At 62.5% G+C, this 25,686-nt stretch carries 22 protein-coding genes and 1 pseudogene; 15 read left to right on the forward strand and 8 right to left on the reverse strand.

What is annotated here, in order from left to right; genetic code table 11:
• Window positions 1–5 precede the first annotated feature (5 nt).
• Window positions 6–1,598, reverse strand: a complete 1,593-nt coding sequence (locus FJ319_00690) for a hypothetical protein (protein MBM3932819.1) — start codon at window positions 1,596–1,598, stop codon at window positions 6–8.
• Window positions 1,599–1,712: 114 nt separating this feature from the next.
• Here FJ319_00690 and FJ319_00695 point away from each other — a divergent pair, with 114 nt between their 5' ends.
• Both FJ319_00695 and FJ319_00700 read left to right on the forward strand, forming a co-directional pair.
• Window positions 1,713–2,405 carry an NAD(P)-dependent oxidoreductase gene (locus FJ319_00695; GenBank protein MBM3932820.1) on the forward strand — a complete coding sequence of 231 codons (693 nt, stop codon included), beginning with the start codon at window positions 1,713–1,715 and terminating at the stop codon, window positions 2,403–2,405.
• Between the two features lie 69 nt (window positions 2,406–2,474).
• Window positions 2,475–3,035: a VOC family protein gene (locus FJ319_00700; GenBank protein ID MBM3932821.1), complete on the forward strand. Its 561-nt coding sequence runs from the start codon at window positions 2,475–2,477 to the stop codon at window positions 3,033–3,035.
• Between the two features lie 112 nt (window positions 3,036–3,147).
• On the opposite strand, the gene FJ319_00705 is transcribed toward FJ319_00700, so the two are convergent.
• Together FJ319_00705 and FJ319_00710 are read right to left on the reverse strand one after the other, a co-directional pair.
• Window positions 3,148–5,427 carry an aconitate hydratase gene (locus tag FJ319_00705; protein MBM3932822.1) on the reverse strand — a complete coding sequence of 760 codons (2,280 nt, stop codon included), beginning with the start codon at window positions 5,425–5,427 and terminating at the stop codon, window positions 3,148–3,150.
• A gap of 120 nt (window positions 5,428–5,547) precedes the next feature.
• Window positions 5,548–5,799 carry a ferredoxin family protein gene (locus FJ319_00710; GenBank protein ID MBM3932823.1) on the reverse strand — a complete coding sequence of 84 codons (252 nt, stop codon included), beginning with the start codon at window positions 5,797–5,799 and terminating at the stop codon, window positions 5,548–5,550.
• A gap of 199 nt (window positions 5,800–5,998) precedes the next feature.
• Between FJ319_00710 and FJ319_00715 the strand changes: the two genes are divergently transcribed.
• From FJ319_00715 to FJ319_00760, 10 genes are all read left to right on the forward strand, one after another.
• Window positions 5,999–6,211 (forward strand): hypothetical protein, encoded by a 213-nt coding sequence (locus FJ319_00715; GenBank protein ID MBM3932824.1) that lies wholly within the window; start codon window positions 5,999–6,001, stop codon window positions 6,209–6,211.
• Window positions 6,212–6,216: 5 nt separating this feature from the next.
• Entirely contained in the window at window positions 6,217–7,662 is a 1,446-nt protein-coding gene (locus FJ319_00720; GenBank protein ID MBM3932825.1) for a hypothetical protein, read from the forward strand.
• 209 nt (window positions 7,663–7,871) lie between these two features.
• The gene (locus FJ319_00725) at window positions 7,872–8,603 is read left to right on the forward strand and encodes an SDR family oxidoreductase (GenBank protein MBM3932826.1); all 732 of its coding nucleotides are present in this window, start codon (window positions 7,872–7,874) and stop codon (window positions 8,601–8,603) included.
• Window positions 8,603–9,277, forward strand: a complete 675-nt coding sequence (locus FJ319_00730) for a (d)CMP kinase (GenBank protein ID MBM3932827.1) — start codon at window positions 8,603–8,605, stop codon at window positions 9,275–9,277. Before FJ319_00725 ends, FJ319_00730 begins: the two co-directional genes overlap by 1 nt.
• Entirely contained in the window at window positions 9,264–9,947 is a 684-nt protein-coding gene (locus tag FJ319_00735) for a 1-acyl-sn-glycerol-3-phosphate acyltransferase (protein ID MBM3932828.1), read from the forward strand. The genes FJ319_00730 and FJ319_00735 overlap by 14 nt, the downstream gene beginning before the upstream one ends.
• 163 nt (window positions 9,948–10,110) lie before the next feature.
• Window positions 10,111–11,955, forward strand: a complete 1,845-nt coding sequence (glmS, locus tag FJ319_00740; protein MBM3932829.1) for a glutamine--fructose-6-phosphate transaminase (isomerizing) — start codon at window positions 10,111–10,113, stop codon at window positions 11,953–11,955.
• Between the two features lie 116 nt (window positions 11,956–12,071).
• A complete protein-coding gene (locus FJ319_00745; GenBank protein ID MBM3932830.1) occupies window positions 12,072–12,254 on the forward strand; it encodes a hypothetical protein in 183 nt (60 codons plus the stop codon).
• Entirely contained in the window at window positions 12,230–12,712 is a 483-nt protein-coding gene (locus FJ319_00750; protein ID MBM3932831.1) for an FHA domain-containing protein, read from the forward strand. The genes FJ319_00745 and FJ319_00750 overlap by 25 nt, the downstream gene beginning before the upstream one ends.
• A gap of 36 nt (window positions 12,713–12,748) precedes the next feature.
• Window positions 12,749–13,930 (forward strand): hypothetical protein, encoded by a 1,182-nt coding sequence (locus tag FJ319_00755; GenBank protein ID MBM3932832.1) that lies wholly within the window; start codon window positions 12,749–12,751, stop codon window positions 13,928–13,930.
• A complete protein-coding gene (locus tag FJ319_00760; protein MBM3932833.1) occupies window positions 13,861–15,252 on the forward strand; it encodes a hypothetical protein in 1,392 nt (463 codons plus the stop codon). Before FJ319_00755 ends, FJ319_00760 begins: the two co-directional genes overlap by 70 nt.
• A 98-nt stretch (window positions 15,253–15,350) precedes the next feature.
• On the opposite strand, the gene FJ319_00765 is transcribed toward FJ319_00760, so the two are convergent.
• The 3 genes from FJ319_00765 to FJ319_00775 form a co-directional block, all read right to left on the reverse strand.
• The gene (locus FJ319_00765) at window positions 15,351–16,250 is read right to left on the reverse strand and encodes a hypothetical protein (protein ID MBM3932834.1); all 900 of its coding nucleotides are present in this window, start codon (window positions 16,248–16,250) and stop codon (window positions 15,351–15,353) included.
• A 4-nt stretch (window positions 16,251–16,254) separates the two neighbouring features.
• Complete coding sequence (locus tag FJ319_00770; GenBank protein MBM3932835.1) at window positions 16,255–16,710, reverse strand: PspC domain-containing protein; 456 nt, start codon at window positions 16,708–16,710, stop codon at window positions 16,255–16,257.
• Between the two features lie 119 nt (window positions 16,711–16,829).
• Window positions 16,830–17,243, reverse strand: coding sequence for a phage holin family protein (locus FJ319_00775; GenBank protein MBM3932836.1), 414 nt, complete (start codon window positions 17,241–17,243; stop codon window positions 16,830–16,832).
• A gap of 147 nt (window positions 17,244–17,390) precedes the next feature.
• Between FJ319_00775 and FJ319_00780 the strand changes: the two are divergent.
• A pseudogene (locus FJ319_00780) lies at window positions 17,391–19,373 on the forward strand (hypothetical protein).
• Window positions 19,374–19,424: 51 nt separating this feature from the next.
• On the opposite strand, the gene FJ319_00785 reads toward FJ319_00780, so the two are convergent.
• Both FJ319_00785 and FJ319_00790 read right to left on the reverse strand, forming a co-directional pair.
• Window positions 19,425–20,555, reverse strand: coding sequence for a hypothetical protein (locus FJ319_00785; GenBank protein ID MBM3932837.1), 1,131 nt, complete (start codon window positions 20,553–20,555; stop codon window positions 19,425–19,427).
• The gene (locus FJ319_00790; GenBank protein MBM3932838.1) at window positions 20,510–20,938 is read right to left on the reverse strand and encodes a hypothetical protein; all 429 of its coding nucleotides are present in this window, start codon (window positions 20,936–20,938) and stop codon (window positions 20,510–20,512) included. The genes FJ319_00785 and FJ319_00790 overlap by 46 nt, the downstream gene beginning before the upstream one ends.
• 237 nt (window positions 20,939–21,175) lie before the next feature.
• Between FJ319_00790 and FJ319_00795 the strand changes: the two genes are divergently transcribed.
• Window positions 21,176–23,161: a hypothetical protein gene (locus tag FJ319_00795; protein ID MBM3932839.1), complete on the forward strand. Its 1,986-nt coding sequence runs from the start codon at window positions 21,176–21,178 to the stop codon at window positions 23,159–23,161.
• A 466-nt stretch (window positions 23,162–23,627) separates the two neighbouring features.
• Window positions 23,628–25,667 (forward strand): hypothetical protein, encoded by a 2,040-nt coding sequence (locus FJ319_00800; GenBank protein MBM3932840.1) that lies wholly within the window; start codon window positions 23,628–23,630, stop codon window positions 25,665–25,667.
• Window positions 25,668–25,686: the final 19 nt, after the last annotated feature.

The following is a 25,686-nucleotide window of genomic DNA, read 5'->3' on the forward strand; positions in this document are numbered from 1 at the left end:
ACCCCTCACCTCCACTCGTTCCCCCAGAACCCCCAGTCCACCATCCGACCGCCGTCGTAGACGATGTAGTCCGGCAGGAGCATCATGCCGAGGTGGCTGCCCCAGCACACCGCATCCGGCGTCACGCCGCCGTGGACCGCGACGTACCGCTCACCGTTGAGCGGGTGCGGGAAGAGGGCGAACACGGATAAGCGCTCGCCCGTGTATCTCTTCCCCGCCAGCGTGATCGCGCCCGCCCCGAACTCCAACGGAAGCTTGCCCTTGAACCGCGCCAGGACGGCGTTCGTGGCGTATGTGCCGTACAGGAGGATATTGTTTGCCTTGAGGTCGTCGTCCGCCAGCTCCTTGTCCGGTACTATCGCAAGGTCCACGGAGTTCTCGCCCATGATGCCGCCGCGGTGGACGCCGCCGTTGCGCTTCTTGAAGTAGGCCTGCGCGTCCTTCGCAGCCCATGTGTTGAAGTGCGTCTCCTCGTCCGTGCCCGCCGTTCCCGGCACCATGAGCGCGCGGTCGAAGAACAGGTCCGATATCGGCCCGGACATGCCGCGTCGCTTCTCGCCCGGCGTGCCCGCCGTCGAAACTGACCAGCTCTTGCCATTAATACGGAACGTCAGCCGCTTCGAGATTTCCAGCACGCCCATGTCCTGCCCGTCCACCGCCACGCGGCCGCGTCCCGACCCCACCGGCCCGATGGAGAAGCCGCGGACGTTCGCCGTGGACACGGTCACCGCGCCGCCGTCCTCCAGCCGCGCGTTCACCAGCGCCCTCCGGCCGTAGCGCTCGATCTGGTCTACCGTCACCCAGTACGACCGGTTGTGGCGGAGCTGGTACGTGGCGAGCGCGACGTGGCGGGGGTTGCGGACCTTGTTTTGCTCCAGCATCCACAGGATGAGTTGCTCGTACATGGGGTTCGGCGGCACCTCGTGACCCAGCTTCGCAGTCTCGGTGTACTGGTGTTGGAACCCCTTCTCCCTGAGCAGGCGCGACATCTGCCGCGAGTGCTCCACCGGCACTCCCCCGCCGACGCCCCTGTCCCACGCGCCGAGCTCGATCCACAGCGGCGTGTGCTCCAGGTTCTCCACCAGCAGCGCCGCCGAGCGGGCCTGCCACGACGGCTCCTCCCACTCGCTCATGTGGAACGTGGCGCCGCCGGGCTTCTCCCACAGACGGTAGTCGCAGTAGCCGCAGATCGGCACGCCGGCGGCGAAGAAGTCCGGGTAGTGCGACACCATGTACCAGACCGACGCGCCCCCCATTGATGAGCCGATGACCGTTATGCGGTCACGGTCGATCTCGTGGCTTGCCGCCACCGCCTCAATGGCTTCAAAGACGTCCACCTCGCCATAGTTCTGGTGCACCGAGCCCGGCCCGCACCCCGTCGGGCGCAGCACCACGCACGACTTCCCTCCCCGCCTGGCAATGTCTGCGATCTTCTCCGTGTCCTCCACTGCCTTTTGCAGGTTCGTGATGGCGCCGGGGCTGATCTCCAAGATCAACGGCTTCGGCCCGGGCAGGTCGTCCGTCGCACATACCGCATAGGGATGAAGCTTCAGATCGATCTTGGACCGGAAATACAGAAGCTGGGCCTGGGGGCGCATGTTTTCACCTGCAAAGGCATCGAAGTGTCGTACATGATAGCGGAAAATAGGTAGATATTCGCATTGAGTGATTCGCACCGATGGGTTAGTCTAAAAAGATAAGTGAGGTAACAGATGAAGGTGCTCATTACCGGCGCTGCCGGCGCCGTCGGATCGACGCTCGTTCGCGGGATGAAAGACCGCTACGAATTGCGCGGGTTTGACAGGCAGCCGATGCCAGAAATGGCAGACGCCATTGTCGGCGATGTTGCCGACCCGGAGGCGGTCAAGCGGGCAACCGAGGGCGTTGAGGTCGTCATACACCTGGCCGGCGCGCCCGGCGGCGGCTACCCGTGGGAGGCCGTGCTGCCGAGCAACTTCGTCGGCTGCTACAACGTCTTCGAGGCATGCCGCTTGAACGGCGTGCGCCGGGTCGTCTACGCCAGCCGCGCGGGCATCCTGGGATGGGTGAAGGACACGATGCGCACGGTGGACCAGGTCCCGCGCCCGGACAGCTACTACTCCGCCAGCAAGATCTTCGGCGAGGGTATGGGGTGGATGTACCAGCTCAGGTACGGCATCGAGTTCCTTGGGGTCCGCATCGGCAACTTCAGCCGCACACGCGACCTGCCTGAGCACCCGCACCAGCTCAGCCACGGCGACGCCGTCCGGGTCTTTGAGCGCGCGGCCATTCAACCCGGCGTGAAGTACGAGATCGTATTCGGCGTCTCGGATAGCACATGGCCCATGTATGACATTGACCACGGACGCCGCGTGATCGGGTACTACCCGCAGGACAAGTCGGTGTGGGAGCCGACGAAGGAATAGAAGTTAGTAGTTGGAAGTTAGCAGTGAGTTGAAGACTGGACCAGCAGCCGTTTTGAGAGGGGGAGAAGTATGGCGAAGATCAAGCATATAGCCATAGCGACGCAGCAACCGGAGGAGACGGCAAAGTTCTATCGCGAGACATTCGACCTGCGACTAGTGGGCAAGGTGGACACGGACAACCTGGAGGGTTACTACCTGACCGACGGCAACGTGAACCTGGCCATCGTGCGGTACAAGAACGACGCAATGGCCGGCAACGAGCACGGCAAGGAGTACACGGGCATCCACCACATCGGCTTCCAGGTGGAGGACATGTCCGTTACCGACACTCGCCTTCGCAAAGCGAACTCCGAGCCCCGCAACGACATTAACGGCGCAAAGCGCTCCGAGCTCGGTAAGGCGTACAACGGGCGAAACGTCGCATTCACCTACGCCGGCCCGAACGGCGTCCTGCTGGACGTATCGCACACCGGCTGGGTAGGCACCGGCCAGGCGGACGCCCCGGCACACGCGGGAACGGTCCATCCGACAACGCCGCACCCGTCTACGGCGCACAGCCCCACAACCCCGCATGCGGCCTTCAGGGGCGCAATACACCCCGGTGCCGCAGCGGCGCGCGCTACGAGATAACTCAGCCTCGCTATCAACACAAACGTCAGGGGGGCGGTCGGCATGCCGACCGCCCCCCTGAATTTCTTATCTGACTCCAGCTGCTAGCTCACTGCTAACTGCCCACTGCTCACTACTTCTTCTTGTGGAAGAGGTTGAGCGCAGAGCCCGCCCAGAACCACTGCACCTGGTTAGCGCCGAAGCTGTGGTTCAGGTTCAGCGTCTCGGTCGTGCCGTCTGAGTGCTTGATGAGGCACGTCACAGGCTTGCCCGGCGTCAAATCGGCCAGACCCACAAGGCTGATCCTGTCGTCCTCGCGGACCTTTTCATAGTCCTTCGGGTCCTGGAAGGTCAGCGGCAGCAGCCCCTGCTTCTTCAGGTTCGATTCGTGGATGCGCGCGAAGCCCCGCGCGATTACGGCAGCGCCGCCCAGCAGCCTGGGAGAGAGGGCAGCATGCTCGCGGCTGGAGCCCTCGCCGTAGTTGAAGTCGCCCACTACGACCCACTTCACGCCCTTCGCCTTGTAGTTGCGGGCAACCTTGGATATCGACTGCCCCTTCTCGCCGGTGAGCTGGTTGGTCGTCTTGCCCGTCTCCCCTGTATGGGCGTTGATCGCGCCCATGAACATGTTGTCGCTGAACTTGCCCAGGTGGCCGCGGTACTTCAGCCAAGGGCCGGCCGGGGAGATATGGTCGGTCGTCGTCTTGCCCTTTGTCTTCACCAGCACGGGCATGTCGACGTAGTCCTTCTTGTCCCAGGCCGGGAACGGCTCAATGATCTGCAGGCGGTCGCTCGTGGGCGAAACGCTGACCTGGATCTTGCTGCCGTCGTCCGGCGGCGCGACAAAGAAAGGGTTGCCCTTTGCGAAGCCCTTCGAAGGCACTTCCGGCGCCTGTTTGGGCGCGGTGAGCTTGAACTGCTTCCCGTCCGCGCCGGTCAGCGTGTCTGTCAGCGGGTTGAACGACAGCTTGCCTGCCACGGCCAGGGCAGTCACGATTTCCGGGCTGCCGATGAAGTTCATCGTTTCGGACCGACCGTCATTGCGGCGGGGGAAGTTGCGGTTGTAAGAAGTGACGATCGTGTTCGGCACGCCGTCCAGCATCTTTTCGCGCTTCCACTGACCGATGCAGGGGCCGCAGGCGTTCGCGAGAACGATGGCGTCCACCTTCTTGAGCGTCTGTAGCTGCCCGTCGCGCTCAATTGTCGCGCGGACCTGCTCGGAGCCGGGCGTCACCATGAAGGCGGCCGCGGTCTTGATACCACGGGAAGCAGCCTGCTGGGCAACGTCCGCCGCGCGGCTCATGTCCTCGTAGGAAGAGTTCGTGCAGCTGCCGATAAGCGCGGTATCGATCTTGTCGATGAACTTGCTCGCGGGGTCTGCCACCTCGGCTTTCAGCTTCGAGATAGGCCGCGCGCGGTCCGGCGTATGCGGGCCTACGATGTGCGGCTCCAGCTTCGTAAGGTCGATGTGCACAACCCTGTCGAAGTACTTTTCCGGGTTCTTCACCACCTCGGCGTCCGGCACCAGCAATTCGTGGTTCTTCTCCGCCAGGCGGGCAATAGCCGCGCGGCCCGTCGCCACGAGGTATCGGGACATGCGCTCGTCGTGCTCGAATATGGAGGTCGTTGCGCCGATCTCCGCGCCCATGTTGGTAATCGTCGCCTTGCCGGTGCAGCTGATCGAGCTCGCGCCCGGCCCGAAGTACTCAATTATCGAGTTAGTGCCGCCCTCAACCGTCAGGAAACCAGCGAGGTACAGTATGACGTCCTTCGGAGCGGTCCAGCCGCTCATCGATCCCGTGAGGTAAACGCCGACGTGCTTGGGGTACAGGATCTCCCACGTCAGGCCCGCCATTACTTCCACGGCGTCCGAGCCGCCCACGCCCACGGCGCACGCACCCAGTCCGCCCGCGTTCGGGGTATGGGAGTCCGTGCCGATGATCACGCATCCCGGGAAGGCATAGTTTTCAAGGACCACCTGGTGGATGATGCCCGCGCCCGGGCCCCAGAAGCCCACGCCGAACCTGGCCGAGGCCGTGCGGAGGAAGTCATAGACCTCTTTGTTCTCCTCGATGGACTGCACCAGGTCGAGGCCGCCCTCTGTCCGGGCCTGGATAAGGTGGTCGCAGTGGACCGTCGTCGGCACCGCCGCACTGGAGCGCAGCGTCTGAATGAAATTCAGCATCACCGTCTGGCCCAAAACGTCCTGCAGCGCCACCCTGTCCGGGCGCACCTGCAGGTAGCTCTTGCCGGGAATCAGCTCCTGGTTGACGGCGTCGTCCAGGTGCGAGAGCAGTATCTTGTCCGCAAGTGTCAGAGGCCGGCCAAGGTTCTTCCTGACGGCCTTCATGTTCTTCTCCATGGTGGCGTACACCCGCGTCACCATCTCCGGAGTCGAATTAATCTCAACCATTACCGGTATCCTCCAGATATTCCATTCTCTATTAAGATTATCAAAATAGAACACGGCCCCGATACGTTCGGGGCCGTGTTCTGGAAGTCCTGTGCAATAATCGCAGACACAGGGCCTGGACTAGCCCCTGGTCTGGTTGAAGTACTTGTAGTTGAGGTCTATGTACTTGTCCCACTCCTTTGGAGTGTCCGGCTCTGCGAAAATCGCTACGACGGGGCACACGGGCTCACACGCGGCGCAATCGATGCACTCTTCCGGGTTGATGAAGTACTGGTTGTCATCGTCTGTGGTGTAGATGCAGTCTACAGGGCAGACGTCTACGCAAGCCGCGTCCTTAACGCCTACGCACGGCTCGGCGATAATGTAGGACATCTCTCGTGAACCCTCCCTCAAGGCGCCCCGGCTACCCGGGACACATCCAATAGATTTTCGCGTTCACAATTATAGCGCCGGTGCATATACCGCACAAGCGACTTTCGTAAACGGGGTTCTCATTGCAAACGGTCGCCACGCCACGTATTGTAGCGTGAGTCAACAATTTCTGTTAACCAAAACGCACAGGGAGGGCGCCATGACCGAGCTTCAACCACGGCCTGTGGAAATCGACGAACAGCTCGTGGAGCGCACCTGGAACGACGCGGCCGCGCTGACCGACTGGACGCCCTTCCCGACCGGTTACGGCATCCTCCTGAATGAGCGATACCAGTTCCCAGTGGACATGGCCCTCGCCCGCATGAAGCTGGACTCCAAGCGCCAACTCTTCGTGGACAACCCCATATCATAGGTCACATGGAGGGCGTTACACGGGAAACGCACTCTGTCCGTGAGCACCCCGCCAACCCGGTCTTCAACCCGCACCGCAACTACCCTCACTACATCGTTCCCGACCCGGAAGTCGGCTACCGCCTCTACTACAATCACGCCGGCGGCTGGGTCCAGCATGTGGCCCACTCGAAGGACGGCATAAACTGGGACCTGCCGGACCTCAATGTGGGTGACTTCGACCGCTCCCACATTCCCGACGGCCCGAACAACGTCATCGGCGCGGGTGAGATAAACGGCCTGTTCTACGAGCCGCACGACCCTGACCCCGACCGCCGCTGGAAGATGATCGTCCGTCCGACTACCAGAACGTTCAAGCACAAGCGCTGGCCCTATCTGAACCTGTCCCCCGAGAAGCGGGACCAGATGGGCGTCCCGTACGAGCTCCGGGTCTCGCCGGACGGGTACAGGTGGAAATTCGAGGCCGAAACGAACCACTGGAAGGGCCCAACGGCGGACTTCGACGCGCCGACCTACCAGCCCTATGCCGGCAGCGACGTTTTCCGAACACGCTGGGACCCCGTGCTCCGCAAGTACGTCGGCAATACGAAGCACCGCATCGGCCCTGATTTCCGCCTCTCCTCTATTTTCCACTCCGCCCGCGTCGTTGGCCAGATCGAGAGCGACGACCTTACCCACTGGTCCGCCCCACGCATCTATGCCTACCCGGACAGCATTAACGCCGCCCACCAGCCGCTGAACGGCATGCACGGCATTTACGAGGCGGACGGGTACCCGTACGAGAGTATGTGGATGAGCAATTTGTCCATGACCAACTACACTCCCGCCACCAACAGGCAAATGCGCGACCATAACTTGATGGACTCGCGCCCCTATATAAAGCGCAACTGGATCCGGGCAGCCGCCAGCCGCAACGGTCGCCACTGGTACTACTTCGGCGACCGCAAACCCCTCGTCCCCCTCGGGCCTGACGGAGCATGGAATTCCGGGTACCTCCGCGCCGTGAACCTGGTCACCACGGGCGGCCCCATCGTCAAGGGCGACGAGCTCTGGTTCTACTACCGCGGCAGCACGATCGACGGGCCCAAGAACACATGGGGCCACGCGATGGGCATCGGCATCCTCCGGCGAGACGGCTTCGCCTCGCTCAACGCGGGACCGGACGGCGGACTGGTTATCACACGCCCGTTCGTATTCGAAGTCGAAGGCAGGCTCCACGTCAACGTCGACGCCGGCAAGGACGGGTCCCTGCGCGCATCCGTCGTGGATGAAGACACGGCCGAGCCGCTGCCTGGCTTCACCGAGGCCGATAGCTCGGTCGTCGTTGGCGACTCCCCACGGGCGCGCGTCGGATGGCGCGGCCATGAAACGTTGTCGCCCCACAAGAAGCGATACGCCCGCCTCGCGTTTCACCTGAAGAACGCGCGACTGTATTCGTTCTGGATAGAGTAACGGCAGCCACAAGTCGGATAGCAACGGGCGCACATCTGTGCGCCCCTACGAAAACCGGCCCCGCCGGTGACAGCGACCTCTCGTATCAGGCCGCTTCTCGGTGCGCTGGCGTTTACAGGAGGCCGCTACTTGACATTCCGCCCGCCCGCGTGATTACCTTTTCAGGTTCGTAGCGAAGCTGCGCAAGTCCATCTTCCCGCGAGGCGTTCATGGGTCAGCTTGAAGGAAAAGTCGCCATCATCACGGGCGCCGGCACCGGCATCGGCAAGGGCATCGCCCGCGCGTTCGCACGGGAGGGCGCGTCCCTGGTGCTCGCTTCCCGCAACACTGAGCACCTCCGCGAGACCGCCGCCGAGGCCCATAGCCTGGGCGCAAAGGCGATCGTCGTTCCCACGGACGTGACGGACGAAAAACAGGTCATCGCGCTGTTCGAGGGGACGATGAAGGAGTTCGGCGCGCTGGACCTGCTCGTGAACAACTCCGGCGTCTTCGACGGCGGCCCCATCGACCAGATATCGCTGGAGACATGGAATAAGGTCGTCGGGGTCAACCTCACCGGCGTCTTTCTCTGCACCCGCGAGGCGATGAAAATTATGAAGCCGCGACGCGCCGGTCGTATTATTAACATGGGCAGCATCTCAGCGCAGATGCCCCGCAAGAACGCCGCGCCGTACACCACTACCAAGCACGCGCTCGTGGGACTCACCAAGGCGACCGCGCTTGAGGGCCGGGAATACGGCATCACATGCGGCGCCCTGCACCCGGGCAACGTGCGCACGGAGCTGCGCGCCTCAAGCATTCGCCCACAGGACCACGAGCCCATGATGACGCCGGACGACATAGCGGTGGCAGCCCTCGCAATGGCGGTCCTGCCGCCCTACGTGAACATGCTGGAGTCGATCGTCCTGCCAGTAGACCAGCTCTACCTGGGTAGAGGGTAATGCCGATGATCGCCATAGACGGGCCGGTCGCTTCCGGCAAGAGCGCCGTCGGCCGCCGCGCCGCAAGGCGCCTGGGCTACCGCTTTCTGGACACCGGCTGGATGTACAGGGCCGTCACGTGGGCCGCCATTCACCGCCAGGTGAACATCCTCAACGAAGACGCGCTTACCCACCTGACCCACCACATCCAGATGGAGCTCGTCCCCGGCAAAGACAACGGGGACCGGCTGGTGCTGGACGGAATCGACATGACGGACCATCTGCGCGACCACGACGTCCAGTGCCATGTCTCGCCCGTCTCGGCCGTGCGCGGCGTCCGCGAGGCGCTCGTCGCCCAGCAGCGGAGCATTGCCTCGAAGGGCAGCATCGTAATGGTTGGACGCGACATCGGTACCGTGGTGCTCCCGGACGCCGAGGTAAAGGTCTTCCTCACCGCGTCTCTGGACATTCGCGCCCGGCGCCGCTACGAGGAAGTCAGGGCGGGCGGCGTGACGTACGAGGAGGTGGTCGCCGACCTGCTGCGTCGCGACAAGATCGACAGCGAGCGCGCGGAGTCCCCGCTCAGGCAGGCGGGCAACGCCGTGCTGATCGAGACGGACCGCCTTACGGTGGATGAGATCGTCGACCGCATCATGGGCCTCGCCAGGGTGAAGACCGCGAATGAAATCCCTTAATCCTACCTGCAACTTCCTGCAGCGGATAACGTTGCGCATCTTCGCCGACTACAGGGTGGAGGGGAAAGAGAACGTCCCGCCCATGGGACCGATCATCATCGTCGCCAACCACTGCAGCAACTTCGACCCTCCCCTGCTCTCGACCAGCCTGCCACGGCGCGTCCGCTTTCTGGCCAAGCGGGAGATGTTCAAGAACCCGTTCTTTAGGTGGTTCTTTACCTCGTACGGCGCCCACCCGGTAAACCGCGAAGGGCTGGACATCACAGCCTACAAGTGGATGCTGGAGCAGCTCAGCAAGGATGCCGCGCTCGTGATTTTCCCGGAGGGCACGCGCAGCCGCGGCGGCGGAATGAAGCGCGCGCTCCCCGGCGTAACGCAGGTCGCCATCAAGTCCCAGGCTACGATTCTACCTGTCGCCATCACCGGCACCGAAAAGCTAGGCTCGTGGCTCCGCGTCTTCAATCCCACCGGCAAGATACGCGTCAAGATCGGCCAACCCTTCACCCTCCCCATCATCGAAGGCAAGCCGGACAGGGTCGTCCTGGACTCGATGACGGATATGATCATGGGCCGCATAGCCATGATGCTTCCGGAAAGCTACCAGGGCGTGTACAAGCAGGGCGCAAAGGCGTCCCAGGCCCAGGCGAAGGCGGACGCGCCGAAACAGTGAGCCGCCGCTGAATTCGGTATGGGGGTCTGAGACCTGCCCATGCCGGACCCGCCGACCCCTTTTTCCCCTCTCTACTTTCCTTCAGGCGTGGTATAACTCTTGGTGAGGGCTTAAATTATCTCCATCACGCTTCAGGCTCCCCAGATCGCGAGGTTGAACACCTATGTGCGGAATTCTTGGCTATACAGGCGCGCGCCAGGCCGCCCCACTCCTGCTTGATGGACTTGCCACGCTCGAATACCGGGGCTACGACAGCGCCGGCATCGCCGTCATCGGCGCAGGCGGCAGCCCGGAGGTGCGGAAGTCCCAGGGCAAGCTGGCCAACCTGCGCGCCACGCTCAACGGCCAGGTCCCCCAGGGCGTCTGCGGCATCGGCCACACGCGCTGGGCCACCCACGGCCGCCCCAGCGACGACAACGCCCACCCCCACACCGACTGCCGAAACGAGGTCGCAGTCGTCCACAACGGCATCGTTGAGAACTACCTTGAAATCAAGCGGGAGCTACAGGCAAAAGGCCACGAGTTCCTATCGCAAACGGACACGGAGTGCATCCCGCACCTCATCGAGACTTACCTCATGGAGGAGTACCCGTTCGAGGAGGCGGTCATGAAGACCGCCGGCAGGCTCCGCGGCGCGCAGGCCGTCGTCGCCGTCTCCCGGCGCGACCCCGGAAAGATCGTCGCGTTCCGGCTGGGCAACGCAGGCGGCATCGTCCTCGGCTACGGGAAGGGCGAGATGTTCCTCTCTTCCGACCTCCCTGCCCTGCTGCCGCATACACGGCGCATCGCGTACCTGGCAGGCGGCGAGACGGTGGTGCTGACGCCTGGCGGCGCCGCATACCGCCGCGTGGACGGGTCAGCGATCACCAAATCCCCGACCCACGTCCCTTACGACGCCGTCTCCGCAGCGAAGGGCAGCTACAAGCACTTCATGCAGAAGGAGATAGCCGAGCAGCCGGAAGCCGTTATCAACACGATGCGTAATCGCGTCTCTTTCGACAAGGCCACGGTCGAAATGGAGGAATCGCTGCTGGCGAAGATTGACGTCGACAGGATAGACCGCGTCGTGATCGTAGGCGTGGGGACCAGCCTGCACGCCGGAATGGTGGCGCGCCACTGGATGGAGCAGTTCGCCGGCCTGCCGACTGAGGTCGACAATTCATCGGAGTTCCGTTACAGGGACCCAATCCTGAACGACCGCACGCTGGTTGTCTCTATCAGCCAGTCCGGGGAGACGGCAGACACCCTCGCCGCGATGGAGGGCGCCGCCCATAAGGGCGCGAAACAGATAACGCTTACCAACTACGATGGCACTCAGACGACGCGCATCGCCGACGGGACAATTCTCATACGTGCCGGAATGGAGATCGGCGTAGCCGCCACAAAGACGTTCCTGTGCTCGCTGACAGCGCTGCACATGCTCGCCATTTACCTTGGGATCAAGCGCGGCACACTAAACGGGGAGCGCGTCGCCGGCCTCATCAAGGAGCTCGCCCACCTGCCGGAGATGCTCGGCAACCAGGTGCTTCCGAATCCTGTCTACGAACGCCTTGCAGATAAATACTCCCGCTACAAGGACGTCCTCTACCTGGGCCGCGGGATAAACTTCCCGATGGCGATGGAGGGCGCGCTCAAGCTGAAGGAGATCAGCTACATCCACGCCGAAGGGTACCCTGCCGGCGAGATGAAGCACGGACCGATATCGCTCATCGATGAGAACATGCCGGTCGTCGCCCTGATCCCCCACGACAACCTGTACGAGAAGATGCTCAGCAATATCCAGGAAGTAAGGGCGCGCGGCGGGAAGGTGATCGCGATCTGCACCGAGGGCGATGTCGAGCTGCCGAAGATCGCAGACGACGTTATCTTCACGCCGAAGTCGTCCCCGCTCATCAGCCCAATGCTGATGGCGGTGCCGATCCAGCTACTCGCCTACCACATCGCTGTCCGCCGCGGCTGCGACGTTGACCAGCCCCGCAACCTGGCCAAGTCCGTCACCGTAGAATAGGAGAGACGTCGGCAGTGGATTAAACTAGTCCCCTTGTGCAAAATTGGGGAATTGTCAGCGGAAACAGCCACTGCGTCGGAGTGCGGCCTAACGTTTCTCCATCCTGGACGGCACAGATGATAAATACCATGCAGGCGTCCCTGACGGTGCGCGGCGGCCCTAATAGCGGCATGACCGTCACCCTTTCTAAACGCCCGGTTACCCTCGGAAGGCGATACGACAATGACATCGTCGTCGACGAGGCCACCGTATACCGCCGCGCCACGCCCTCATCATGGAGACCCCGTCCGGCGTCGTAATTCGCGACCTCAACACCACCAACGGCACATACGTTAATTTCGACCGAGTAGGCTCCTGCGAGCACTCGCTCAAGAGCGGAGACCGCATCCGCCTGGCGGGCAGCGAAGTAGTTATCGTTTACCTGCAGGAGGGGTACAACACGGTCAAAATGGATACCCCGCCTGCCTTCGCGGGGGAGGCGGTCTCTTCGAGCAGAAAGGCGTCGGCGACTGAGGATGCCGGAGAGTCACTGGCGCCCAAAGACACCGCACTGCTCAAGTATCTGGAATCGCGACGTAGCGAAGTTGTGAGCCGCGAGGATATCGTGAAGCGGGTGTGGCCGGAGCTTCCTGCCGGCGTAAACACGGAGCTACTGGTATCCGAGTCCGTCAACAGGGTCCGAGCGAAGCTGGGCGACGACCCGGCAAAACCGACCCACATTATCACAGTCGGTGAGTTCGGCTACCTTTTCATCTGACGCATCAGCTTTACTGTAATTCGGGGGCTAACGTTAATGGTGTCTATACCGCCGGGGAGCAGTCTTGGTAGGTACAGGGTTATTCAGCAACTTGGGCGCGGCGGCATGGCCACGGTCTTCAAGTGCCACGATCCCGACCTTGACCGATACGTCGCCGTCAAGGTGCTGCCTTCCTATTACAACGATGACCCCACCTTCATCGCCCGCTTCGCCCAGGAAGCCCAGACCGTAGCCAAGCTGAACCATCCGAATATCCTTCAGATTTACGACTTCGGCTCGGACAAAGGCTTTTCCTACATCGTCTCGGAGTACCTCCCGGGCGGCAACCTTCAAGACAAGCTCAAGGGCGAACCACTCCCCCTGGACGAAGTTGTCAAGTACATGGCGCCCCTGGCAAGCGCTATGGACTATGCCCATGCTCAAGGCATAATTCACAGGGACTTGAAGCCTTCCAACGTTCTCCTGAGCTCCGACGGCAAACCCATTCTGGCGGACTTCGGACTCGCCCGCATGATGGAGTCTGCCGTCAGGTTCACTCAGGCCAACCAGGCCCTGGGCACCCCGGAGTATATGGCCCCTGAGCAGGCGATGGGCGCGGATGCCGACCACAGGTCCGACCTGTATGCCCTGGGCATCATTATCTACCAGCTCCTGGTGGGACAGACTCCCTTCCGGGCAGACACGCCCGCGGCCACGCTTATGGCCCATGTCCACTGGCCGCTGCCGTTGCCAACTACCCTGAACCCGAACATCGAGCCGCGCCTTGAGGCCACACTCCTCAAGGCCCTGGCCAAGGAGCCGGACGACCGCTTCCAGTCCGCCGGGGACCTCATAGACGCCCTGACAATGTCCTCTCGAAAGAAGGACTTGATTAACGAGGCCGACCTTGGCGCGACTGCCGTGATCGATACTTCCAAGGTGCGGGGCGCGCCGGACATGGAGGGCGCAACGCTCGTCATGGGGCAGGGCGCCACTCAGGCGATTCCAAAGTACCAGGCGCCCTCGCGCGGAACCCAGGCAGCCAAGCCCGCTCAACGCCCAACTGCGGCGTCGGGCCGCGCCGCCGCGCCGCCAACCGCACCCGGCCAAACACGGCGGCCAAGCCCGGGACCGTGCCGGTGCCTTTGCCTGCCAAGAAGGGCCCGCCCATGGCGCTCATACGGGGCGGCGCCGTGGCCGTGGTGGCGGCCGTCGCGGTCGGCGCATTCATCTTCATGAACGGCGGCAAGGGCGGAGAGACTGCCAACACGCCCGTGCCAACCAACATACCGGTAGCCGCGGTGGCCACGAGCACGCCACAGCCCGGTATGAGTCCTGCAGAGATACTCTCCGCGCTCAGCCGCATGCAAAACGATGCCAAAGAGGCAATTCCCCAGATACGACAGATTGATGCGAAGTCGCCTCTGGAAGCGGACTTCAAGACCCGGACCGAGCTCGAGGGGATTACCCGCAGCTTCTTCAAGCGCGAGGCGCTACGTGACCAGGTCTTCGAGACCGAGGAGCTTTACAAGGCCCTGGGAATGATGGCTGAGAGCGAGAGCCTGGAGGAGATTCTGGTCGGTATTCAAACGCAACAGGTCTCAGCACTCTTCGACGACGCTGCCGGCAGGTTCTACGTCGTCAACGACGGCACGACCGTCGGCCCGCGCGACGAGCTCGCCATAGTTGCCGCTTACATGAGCGGCATGCAGCAGCAGAATTTCAACGTCGCAGAAATCCGTCGAAAAGCCGGCGAGTTCAGCCTTGATGAGCTTCGCGCAGTCGACGCCATGATTAAGGGCGATATTGCACAGGTGCTCGACGGGTACATATCTAGGAACATGACGCAGGCGGAGATTTCGACGCTGTCCGCGCCACTGGCTGAGAACAAGCTACTCGCCGCCCCGAAGGTGGTGCGAGCGGTAAATAACTTCCAGTCACAGGAAGGCGAGACATTCAGCTACGAGCTATTCGGCGAGGACGGCTGGAACGGCGTAGACCGCGCCTACACTCGGCCTCCGGTTTCCACTGAGCAGGTCATACACCCGGCCAAGTATTTCGTCAACGAAGAGGTGGTTCACACCATCGTTCCGAATATCGCGAACCGCATGGGCGGCGGCTGGAGCCAGGTCAGCGGCAACGCCATGGGTGAGCTGCTGATTCGCACCTATTTGCTGGAATTCCTCGGCGACCAGCAGGCGGGCGACGCCGCAGCCGGTTGGGGTGGGGACCGCTACTCGCTGATGGTCGGCCCGAGCGGAGAGAAGCTGCTCATCGCAAACATCGTGTGGGACACCAACTTGGACGCCAAGGAGTTCTACGACGCCTACGCCGCATTCATGTCCGCCAAGTACGCCGGACAAAACATCGAGATAAACAGGACAAACACCGTCAGCCGCTGGATTGTGCCCAACAAGGAGGCCATTTTCCTCGGCAAAAACGCGTTCGCGACCGTACTGATGATCGCCAGCAACAGCAAGGATGACAAGGCGCTTCTTGAGACGGCCTTCCAGAAGCTCACAGAGGCGCTCCAGGAGCAGTCACCCTTGGTCGGACGGTAACGTGGCCCCAGACCGACAAAGGAGCCGCGCCTTTCCCCTGCCGAACAGAGGATAGGCGCGGCTCCCTTCATTACTCCTGATTACTTCTACAGCCGGCGTTACCTCACCGTAACGTCTGAAGCCCCCGCAGAAATCCTCAGATCGATCCTGTTCGTCGCCGTGTCGTAGTCCGAGGACTGGTGCACGTCTCCCACTTTCGGGAAGCGGCTCGCAATGTCTATGGATGAGAGCCCGGACTCGTTTGTGATCCTCGCGGCCACGCCCTGCGGGATCCGTACGCTCACGTCCGCCGCGCCGGCGCTGATCTTGGCGATCACGTTTCCAGCATTCGCCGGCATGGTCACATCCAGGTCCGCTGCGCCGGTGCTGATGTCCACACTCGTCGCCCGCAGCTCCATCAGGTCAAGCTCCATGTCCGCCGCGCCGCTATCCAGGTCGAATCTGACTGTTGGGGAACGTGACAGGTTGATGGTCCATTCTACGTCACCCCTGCCGAACCAGGAGAATGGCCCGCCGTCAGTCCGGCTGATTGTGAGCGTCCCGTCACTGCCGTTCCTAGTCATCACGGCCTCCGCCGGCTCCCCAGGGTTCTGCAGGCGCGCCTCGAACAAGTTAGTTGACCCGGCAGGTAACGTCCCTACCCGCAGTCGCCCTGCTCCAAAATCCACGTTCGCCTGGATGGTGCGAATGTCGCCGAGCGGCTCTGACAATGTCGTAACCTGCCCGCCGGAGCTGAACACATCGTTGTTTGCGGCGTACACAATTGCGCCAACCAGGACTGCAATGAGCGCCACAGCGACGACCGCAGCTACTGTTTGCGAAGCGGACCTGAATATGATACCGACTCCCACAAGGATTATGATCACCGGCCAGAGGCGCCAGAGGTCCGACCATATGGAGCTTGGAAGAACGTCCAGGTTCTGGAGCAGGAAGATGACTCCCAGGGTGACCAGTACTACAGCGAAGATTGGTATGCCGACCCTGTTGCCGTTTAACATGGTCTTACCTCCGCGCCCTGCCGAGTATCAACAACAGGCCGATGGCGATCAATACGACGGGCCAGATAACGCCCCATTCCAGCCAGCTGAATACCCCAAAGTTGATCAGCAGGAACAGTATGCCCAGGGCAATTATCCCGAGCCCTATGACCTGCGCGCCCTTGTTGCGAGACTCGGAATATCGACGAGGTGAAAAGTCGGGCGCAATCTCCGGCGCCGGCTGGCCGGCAATATCAGCCGGCGGGGTGCCGGAAGACGACGCAGGAGGAACGATGGACTCCTGCTCTGGAAGTATTATGGCGAGGACAATGTAGATGATGATCCCTGAAGCCCCGGCGAAGACCAGCAGCACGAAGGCAAGTCGAATCAACGTTGGATCGACGTCGATGTACTCTGCGATCCCGCCGGCCACGCCGGCAATCATGCGGTTCTTCCTACTCTTGTACATTCTCTTATTCATGTCGCCTCCTCTGGCCTGACAGGAAACGGACACTCATTCACAGTTACATTTTTGCGGTTCACCGTCAAATCGCCGTGAACACGGGCGCCGAATCCGTGAAAAGCGTGCGCTAAAGGGCGCTATTCGTCCGTCGTGCCAAGAAGAGTGTTCAGAATCGTGCTGACGACAGCCACGATCAGGGCCGCCACGAACGCCCACATGATGTTTTCCACCTCGACAGCCAGGTCCAGCAGACTCGCAAGCCAGACCGCCAGAAGCAACATGAGCGTGTTGATGACCAGCGCGAAGAGCCCCAGTGTGAGGCACGTCAATGGCAGTCCGATCAGCTTGACAAAGGGCTTGATGACCGCGTTAACCAGTCCGAAAATCAGTGCGGTGCCAAGCAGCGCCTTCCAGTCGGCGATGTCGAGGCCCGGCAATAGCTCCGCCGCGAGCCATAGGGCCAGGGCGTTAATAAGGAACCTGATCGCCAGCAAGACTATCCCTGAAGGGCGCTTGTCCTTCTCGTCACGTGCCATGCTGGATCCCTCCATTCGCTGATGCTGAACGATTTACCCTCTTCTGCATCGTACGCGAATCGGTATCTGGATTCAATTACGTGACCTGGCCGTTCCGCTTGACAGAAGCGTTGTGTTCTACCATAGTACCTGTCGTTCAAATAATTCATCACGAGGTGCAGCATGGTGGCCTCCTTTTCGTGGCCCCGCCCCGTCACGGTCCCGGGAATACAGTCGTTCAGGGCCACAGAGGTCACGCCGCCTCCCGCCTGGGCGCTGATGGAGCGCAGGCTCTTCAAGCTTATTGAAGAGTCTTGCGAGCTTGCCGCATCCAGGTACTCTCGGCCGGACGGCAACTGCTACGCAATCCACGATGTAGACGACACCTACGAGAGCCGCTCGATGCGTGGCCTTTTTTATGCCATGGGCGGAAGCGACCGGATGCTGGAGATCGCATACCGCTCCTGGGAGTCCACGACGGCGCTCTACAGCGACGGCGTGGCCCGCAGGCCGGACGATCCTGCCTTCACGAACCCTCGGTTCAGGCCGCAGCTTCATAACGAGTACTATACGGACGCAGGCCCCTACGACTGGTTTCACATGGGGGAAGGAAACCAGTCTTTCTACGACTTCGGCCTGGCCGACCCCACTAACCCGCAGATGCACGCCCGCGCGCGCCGTTTTGCCGGCCTCTACCTGGGTGAGGACGCATCCGCGCCGAACTGGGACCCCGTTCACAAGATAATCCGCTCCACGTTTCACGGCTCTCTCGGACCCAAGTTCAAGATGGAGCCGGATAGGACCAGGTTGTACCTGGACCCGGTCTATGGAAAACCCGAGCAGAACCGGGGATACGCCCAGCGCACGAACCTGCATCCCGTAATCAAAGACCTGGACAATAACTGGTTTGACGACCCTGCGCGCCGCGAGGAGGTCTGCCGTCTCTTTGACGAGATTATCCTGAACGGCGATGTCCCGGACAACCTCATCTGCACCGCCCTCATCACGAACGCGTACCTGTACACCGGTGATGACAAGTACAAGAAGTGGGTCCTGGACTACACTGAGGTCTGGTTGGAGCGCGCAAGGGCAAACGGCGGGATTATCCCCGACAACGTGGGGCCGACCGGAAAGACGGGTTAGAACCGCGGCGGGCAGTTCTGGGGCGGGCTGTACGGCTGGAACAGCCGCTGGTCCGGAGACCACATCATGATGGGGGCTGTCATCGCCTCCACCTGCTCGCTGCTCCTAACCGGGGACTATGGCTACCTGGAGCTGATCCCCGGCCAGATAGAGGCCCTCGTCAAGATGGGCAAGGTGCGCGAGGACGGCCACCTGCTCATACCAACCCGAATCACCGAGAAGGGCTGGACTGAGTACAAGACCTTGTGGGTGCGCGAGCTGGCGCACCTGTACCACGCATCGATGGCGCCGGGCGACCGCGACCTTTTCAACCGCCTCTACAAGGGTGACAAGGAGAGCAACTGGCGAGAGATCAGGCCTGAGCCGGACCGCCGGAGCGGGAACTCCGAGCGGGCGCGCTTCCTGTACTACGAGGGAAAGAACGCGGACTGGTCTGTGACCATCCTTTCCTCCGAGTACGAGCAGGTGCTCAAGCAATTCGAGCTTATGGTCAATGACCCGCGGTCTACGGCGGAGATAGCCAGGGACAGCCGGTGGCCGGCCAACCCGTGTGTGGTGAAGGGCCTGACGCAGGTCACGATGGGCGCTCCGCAGACGATCTACAACGGCGGGCTGAACCGGGCTACCGTACGCTACTTCGATGCAGACCGCGCCCGCCCCGGCCTGCCGCCGGACGTTGCCGCACTGGTGGACAGCCTCGGCCGGGACCACGTGGGCGTCCACCTGGCAAACACCAGCCGCACCGAGACTCACCGCCTGATCATCCAGGCGGGAGCGTTTCGCGAGCACGAATTCACCCAGGTGGGGGTTGGGGATCCTGGGCTGGGGGCTGGCTCTTCTCTCCCCCCTCGGGGGAGAGATACAGAGAGGGGGTCTTCGCCCCCCCTCCAAGTCAACAGCAAGCACTTCGAGGTTGTCCTGCCGCCTTCCGCGAGCATTCGGATCAACGCCGGGCTGAAGCGCTTCTCCAACAAGCCCAGCTACGCGTTCCCCTGGCATGGGGACAAGGCGCCGGTGATTTAGATACGGGATTACGGGACAGAATGCAGTGTAGCTGCACAGCATGCTGTGCAGCTACACGGCCCGCACTCTTCCAGGCACCACGAGGCGGCTACGGCGCTCCGCCTGACGGCGTGTCCGTGAACCACAACGATTCAATGTAGAAAGGCGGCGGCACGTCCCGGCAGCCTCCTGCACAACCACTCGCGTGATAGTTGTGTTCGCGCCTCCGAGGTCGGCCAGCGGGATGCTTACCCAGTACCAGCCCTCCGGCCCGAGGTCAGCGTACTCGTTCATAGCGACGCGCCGTATTGTCCGCCCGTTCGCGTCCCGCATTGCCACGATCAGCTTCGGCAGCGGGCTGCCGTTGGGATTAATCACGAAGTCAAAGTGAGTATATGGCGTGGTGTTGAAGGTCGGCTTGCGAAGCTGCAGCCCCGCCCACCCCCTGTTAAACCTCACCTCCATCGACCTCCCGCCCGTGAGGACTGGCGACAGCGCCCTCGGGTCAACCTCCGCATCCCAGCTCCAGTTATCCCAATGAAGGTCCTCGTCGTAAACGAACCGATCGGTGGAAGGCCCCGGCGGCGCGCCTTCCAACCGCACGAAACGCAGGTCGTCGATATAGAAAGGCGACGGCGTTATGCCCGCCCCCTCCTGCACCACCACACCGGTGACTGTCCGGTCTCTCGCTCCGAGCTGTTCGAGCGGGATGGTGACCAGGTACCATCCGGCGCTCGTCGGCCGGGAAACCGCATATATGGATACACGATTGATCAGCCTGCCCGTGCTGTCTTTGAGGCCGATTCGCAAGTCAGGCAACGGGTCCCCATTCGGGCTGATAAAGAACTGCAGGTTCGAGTACGGCGTCGTGTCGAAGCTCGCCCTGTGAAGCTGCAGCCCGCCCCCAAGCCTGGTGAACATCACGCCAAGGGACTTCGTCCCCACGTAGACCGGAAACTGCGAGATGGGGTTCACGGTCGCGTCCCATCTCCAGTTGTCCCAGCGGAGCGACTCGTCGTACACGTCGTGCGCCCGCGACTGCGGATCGCTCGACCCGACGAAGCGCATGTCATCTACGAAGTAGGTTGGCTGCGCAGCCCCGGCGTTTTCCTGAATGGTCACCCGCGTGATGGTAGTGGCTACTGCGCCGAGCTCGTTCAGCGAAACTGCGACGGTGTACCAGCCGCCTGACGTTGGGTCCATGTAGATGCCGGCCGGATGCTCTTTATGATCCCCCCGCTGCTGTCGTGCAGCATGACGCGAAGATCCGGAAGCGGCCTACCTTTTGGATGGAGCGTGAACCGGAGGTGCGTGTACGGCCCGGCGTAGAACGGGGCCGGCGCATGGAACGATAGACCGGCCCAGGCCGCGTTGTGTGTCACGGCCATCGATCTGGAGCCTTCAAACACCGGCGATGTGCCGGCGGGGTCCACGGTCGTGTTCCAGCTCCAATTCTGCCAGTACGCCGCGTCATCGTAAACGACGCCCGAAGAGAAGTCCGCGCGCGCCGAATCGCCAATCGCCGCGGCCGCGAGCGCCGCCACTGCGAGCACTGCGGCGACCAGAGCCTTCGAAGTCCATCCCATGCTCCACCGCCTTCCCTACCACCCTCATGGCCCTTATGCGCACATAATAGGCCCGCCGGCAACGGTCCACTTCGTACAAAGGCAGTATGGGCGCCAACTGCCGGACTAGTTTGAATCCAGCAAGAACTTTCGCCGGCTTGAAGAATTCAGGCCGTCGTGTATAATACGGCCCTCCCGCCCACCCGGCGTCTGTCCGACAAGCACCTTTCATGGAGAAGATCAATGGCAAGGGTTTCCATGCCCGGACTTCACCGCGTAACCGCTACGGAGGTCGCGCCCCCGCCCACATGGGCCCTGATGCAGCGCCGCCTGTTCAAACTCGTCGAGGACGCAGGGATACTCGCATCCGAAAAGTACGCGCGCCCCGACGGCGGGTGCTACTCGGTCCACGACGTGGACGATACGTATGAGAGCCGTTCCATGCGCGGGATCTTCTACGCTATGGGCGGCGGCGACAAGATGCTGGAAATCGCCCACAAGTACTGGAACTCCTCCACCGCGTTCTACAACGACGCCACCGTCCGACGACCCAGCGACCCCACGCACCCCATGTTCATGGTGCAGCTCCACAACGAATACTGGAACCACGCAGTCCCATTCAACGCGGACTGGTTCCACATGGGCGAGGGCAACCAGTCGTTCTACGACTTCGGCGTCGCCGATCCTACCAACCCGGACATGCGCCGGCGCGCGAACCGCTTCGCCGAGATGTACATCGGCGATGACCCTGAGGCGCCAAATTACGACAAGAAGCACAAGATCATCCGCTCTCCCCTGCACGGCTCCGAAGGGCCGCTCTTGCACGCGGACGTTAAGTACCGGCTCATTCACGAGGACGGCCACACCACCGGGGCGCTGGAGCTCGTGCGCCATTGGCTTGATTCGCGCTCGCTCGGCGATTTCGGCCACAGGCGCTCGCGCCTGGTGGACTACAAGCCCAGCGACAAGCCGCTGGTGACGCCGCTCCACCCCATCGTCAAGGAGCTCGAGCCGCTCTGGTTCGAGGACCCGGCGCGGCGCGACGAGATAATGAAGCTCTTCGACGACATCGTCCTCAACGGCGATGAGCCCAGCAACCTGTGCACAGTCGCGCTCGTTACCAACGCCTACCTGTACACCGGCGACGCTAAATACAAGAAGTGGGTGCTGGAGTACACCGGCGCGTGGCTGGACCGGATCAAGAAGAACAAGGGCATCATCCCGGATAACATCGGCCCCACGGGCAAGATCGGCGAGAAACGCAACGGCCAGTGGTGGGGCGGCCTCCACGGCTGGATGACCGCTGGCGCGTCCGACCGCATGTTCATCTCCATCACCATCGCGGCCGAGCTTGCCCACCTGCTGAGCGGCGACGCCGGCTACCTGGAGGTCCTGCGCTCACAGATCAAGGTGATGTTCGACAACCACAAGATTCGCGACGACGGACAGATTATCTTCCCCACGCAGCACAACGAACAGGGCTGGGGCGGCTACGGCCCAATGCGCCCGCGCCGGGGCATCTTCCACCTCGCGCACCTCTACCACGCCTCGTTCGCGAAACAGGACTACGACTACATCGTCCGACTGCGCGAGGGGGAGCGCGAGATCGACTGGAACGAGGCGCCGGTCATTGGCGACCGCGGCGGCGCGGGAAGCGAGTACAGCCGCTTCCAGTACTACGACGGCAAGAACCCCGACTGGCCGCTTAAGACCCTTACCGCGGACTACCAGGACGCGCTGGGACACTACGAGTTCATGATCAACGACCCTCGCGACACCGCGGCGATAGCCCGGGACGCGAAGTGGCCGCCGAACCCGGTGATTGTCAAGGCGCTCATCCAGACGACGATGGGCGGTCCGCAAACCATATACAACGGCGGGCTGAACCGCGGCAACGTCCGCTACTTCGACGAGGACCGCGGCCGCCCCGGCCTCCCGCCGGATGTCGCCGCGCTGGTAGACAAGCTGGGCGACGCCAACATCGGCATCCAGCTCGTCAACACCAGCTCCACCCAGACGCGCAAACTGATCGTCCAGTCCGGCGTCTTCGGCGAGCACACGTTCACGGAGGTAAGGACCCAATCGGCGGGCAAGGAGCCGGCGATTGTGCCGGTAAACGGGAAATATTTCGCGGTGACACTCCCACCGTCCACGAGCATCCGCCTGGACGCCGGCCTGAAGCGGTTTTCAAACGACCCGAGCTATGCGTTCCCATGGCACAACGGCAAGGTGCCGGTGATATAGGGGTACGGGGTATGGGGTATGGGGCAACAGCCGTAACAGTCGGCACCCTCACCCTTCGGCCAGAGCGCCGAAGACCTCTCCCGTCGAGGGAGAGGTAAGAATGGGTCAGGCAGCCACCTAACCCCTACCTCCCTATTCCCCCGATGAAGCATAGGGGTCATGCGGGATCCAAGGACCTTCCCTGAGAGGGAGGGGTTCTGAGATAGGCTGCAAAGCCGCCTCTACGCGAGTCTGAGGGCGTAGCCCTCAGTGGGGCACGGGGCGAAGCCCCGCACCGGGGTCTGGGGCGGAGCCCCAGGGCTCTATTCCCCCCCTCTCCGTGTACGGAGAGAGGGGGCCAGGGGGAGAGAGGTCGGGGCGGTGTCCGGCCCCACGGGCGAGGTCACCATTCACAGATTCGCCGCCCGACCGGCGTCCCCAAGCGTCGCGCCGTCGCCATTCGATTCACAACTATCCGGAGGCTCCAATGTCCGCAAGTGTTCCAGGGCTCGTGACTATCACCGCAACGGAGACAGCGTCGCCGCCGGCGTGGGCGTTGCTTGAGCGCAAACTAATTTCAACGATGGAGGACGCGGCGCGCCTAGCCCACAAGAAGTACTGCAATTCCGCAGGCCTCCCCTACTACGTACTGGACACGGACGACGTCTACGAGAGCCGCTCCATGCGCGGCCTCCTGTACGCAATGGGTGGCGCGGACGACCTCCTGGACATCGCGCTCAAGGAGTGGAACGCCATCACGCGCTACTACGACGACGGGATCAAGCACCCGGACGACCAGCCCACCCACCCCATGTACATGGCGCAGCTCCACAACGAGTGGTGGAACCTCGCCATCCCGTACAACTCCGACGCGTTCCACGAGGGCGAGGGCAGCCAGTTCTTCTACGACTTCGCCATGGCGTCCCCCAACAACGCGGAGATGTACCGCCGCGCCAAACGCTTTGCCAACATGTACATTGGAGACGACCCCGAGGCGCAGAACTGGGGCCCGAAGCACAAGATCATCCGCTCGCCCATGCACGGCGGCAGTGGGCCGTTCCTCAAGAACAGCTTCACCACGCACAAACTCATCCACGTCGGCGGCCACACGACCGGAACGCTGGAGTTCGTCCGCGAGATGCTTGAGCGCGGCTCAATGGGCAACTTCTCCCACCGCACCGGCCTGGGCGACAAGCCCGGAAACAAGCCGCTGACGACGACGCTCTACCCCATCGTCAAGGACCTGGACCCGCTGTGGTTCAAGGACGCCAAGCTGCGCGACACGATTCTCCAGCTATTCGACGACATTGCCCTCAATGGCGACGACCCCGCGAACCTGGGGTTGACGTCGCTCGTCACCAACGCGTACCTGTACACAGGCGAGGAGAAGTACCGAAAGTGGGTGTTGGAGTACGCGGACGTGTGGCTGGAGCGGCTGAAGAAGAACGGCGGCATCATGCCGGACAACACCGGCCCTACGGGCAAGATCGGCGAGAACCGTAACGGCCAGTGGTGGGGCGGCATCCACGGCTGGAACACCGGGGATAAGGGCGGCCTGGACAAAATCTTCATCTCCTGCGCCGTCGCCGCGGAAAACGCCGTGATGCTGAGCGGGGATGTGAAGTACCTGGACCTCCTGCGTCTACAGGTCAAGTACCTGCTGGACCGCGCCAAGACGGACGAGAACGGCCAGCTGCTCGTCGGCGCGCGCCACGGGCCGGACGGCTGGGGCGCCTGGCAGCCGATGCGGCTGCGCGAGCTGTCGTACATCTACCACGTCTCGATGAGCAAAGAGGACTACGACCTCATTTGCCGCCTCCGCGAGGGCACGCGCGATATGGACTGGAACGCCGCGCCCGTGGAAGGCGACCGCCGCAGCGGCAACTCGGAGTTCCCGCGCTTCCAGTACTACGACGGCAAGAACCCGGACTGTCCGGAGAAGATCCTCGCAGCCGACTACCACGTGGCGTTCATGCAGTACGACGCAATGCAGCACGACACGCGCGACACCGCCCAGATCATCGAGGACAATAACTGGCCGCCCAACCCAGTCGTCGTGAAGGGGCTCATGGAGGTCACAATGGGCACGCCGCAGACGCTGTACAACGGCGGCCTGAACCGGGGCACCGTTCGCTACTTCGACACCGACCGCAACCGCCCGGGCCTGCCGAGTGACGTGGCCGCGCTCGTGGACAAGCTCGGCCCGGACGTCGTCGGCATCCAGCTCGTCAACACCAACCCCACCGAGGCCCGCAGGCTTATCGTGCAGTCCGGCGTGTTCGGCGAGCACCAGTTCAAGAGCGTGAGCTACAACGCCGCCGAGGTCGCGTTCAAAGACAACAACCCCAAGCAGCGGGCCAGGGCCGAGCGGACGAAGGTTGAGCGCTCCCTGCCGCTCGACTCGAAGTACGCCGGCGTGGAGCTGCCGCCGGGGACGTCGATACGGCTGGACCTCGGGCTCAAGCGGTTCGCGAACAGGCCCAGCGCGGCGTTCCCCTGGCACGGCGGCACAGTGCCGCAGGAGTAGGGTACGGGGTGAAGGATAA

Source organism: SAR202 cluster bacterium (genome assembly GCA_016872355.1).
Classification (GTDB): Bacteria; Chloroflexota; Dehalococcoidia; order Lucifugimonadales; family VGZY01; genus VGZY01.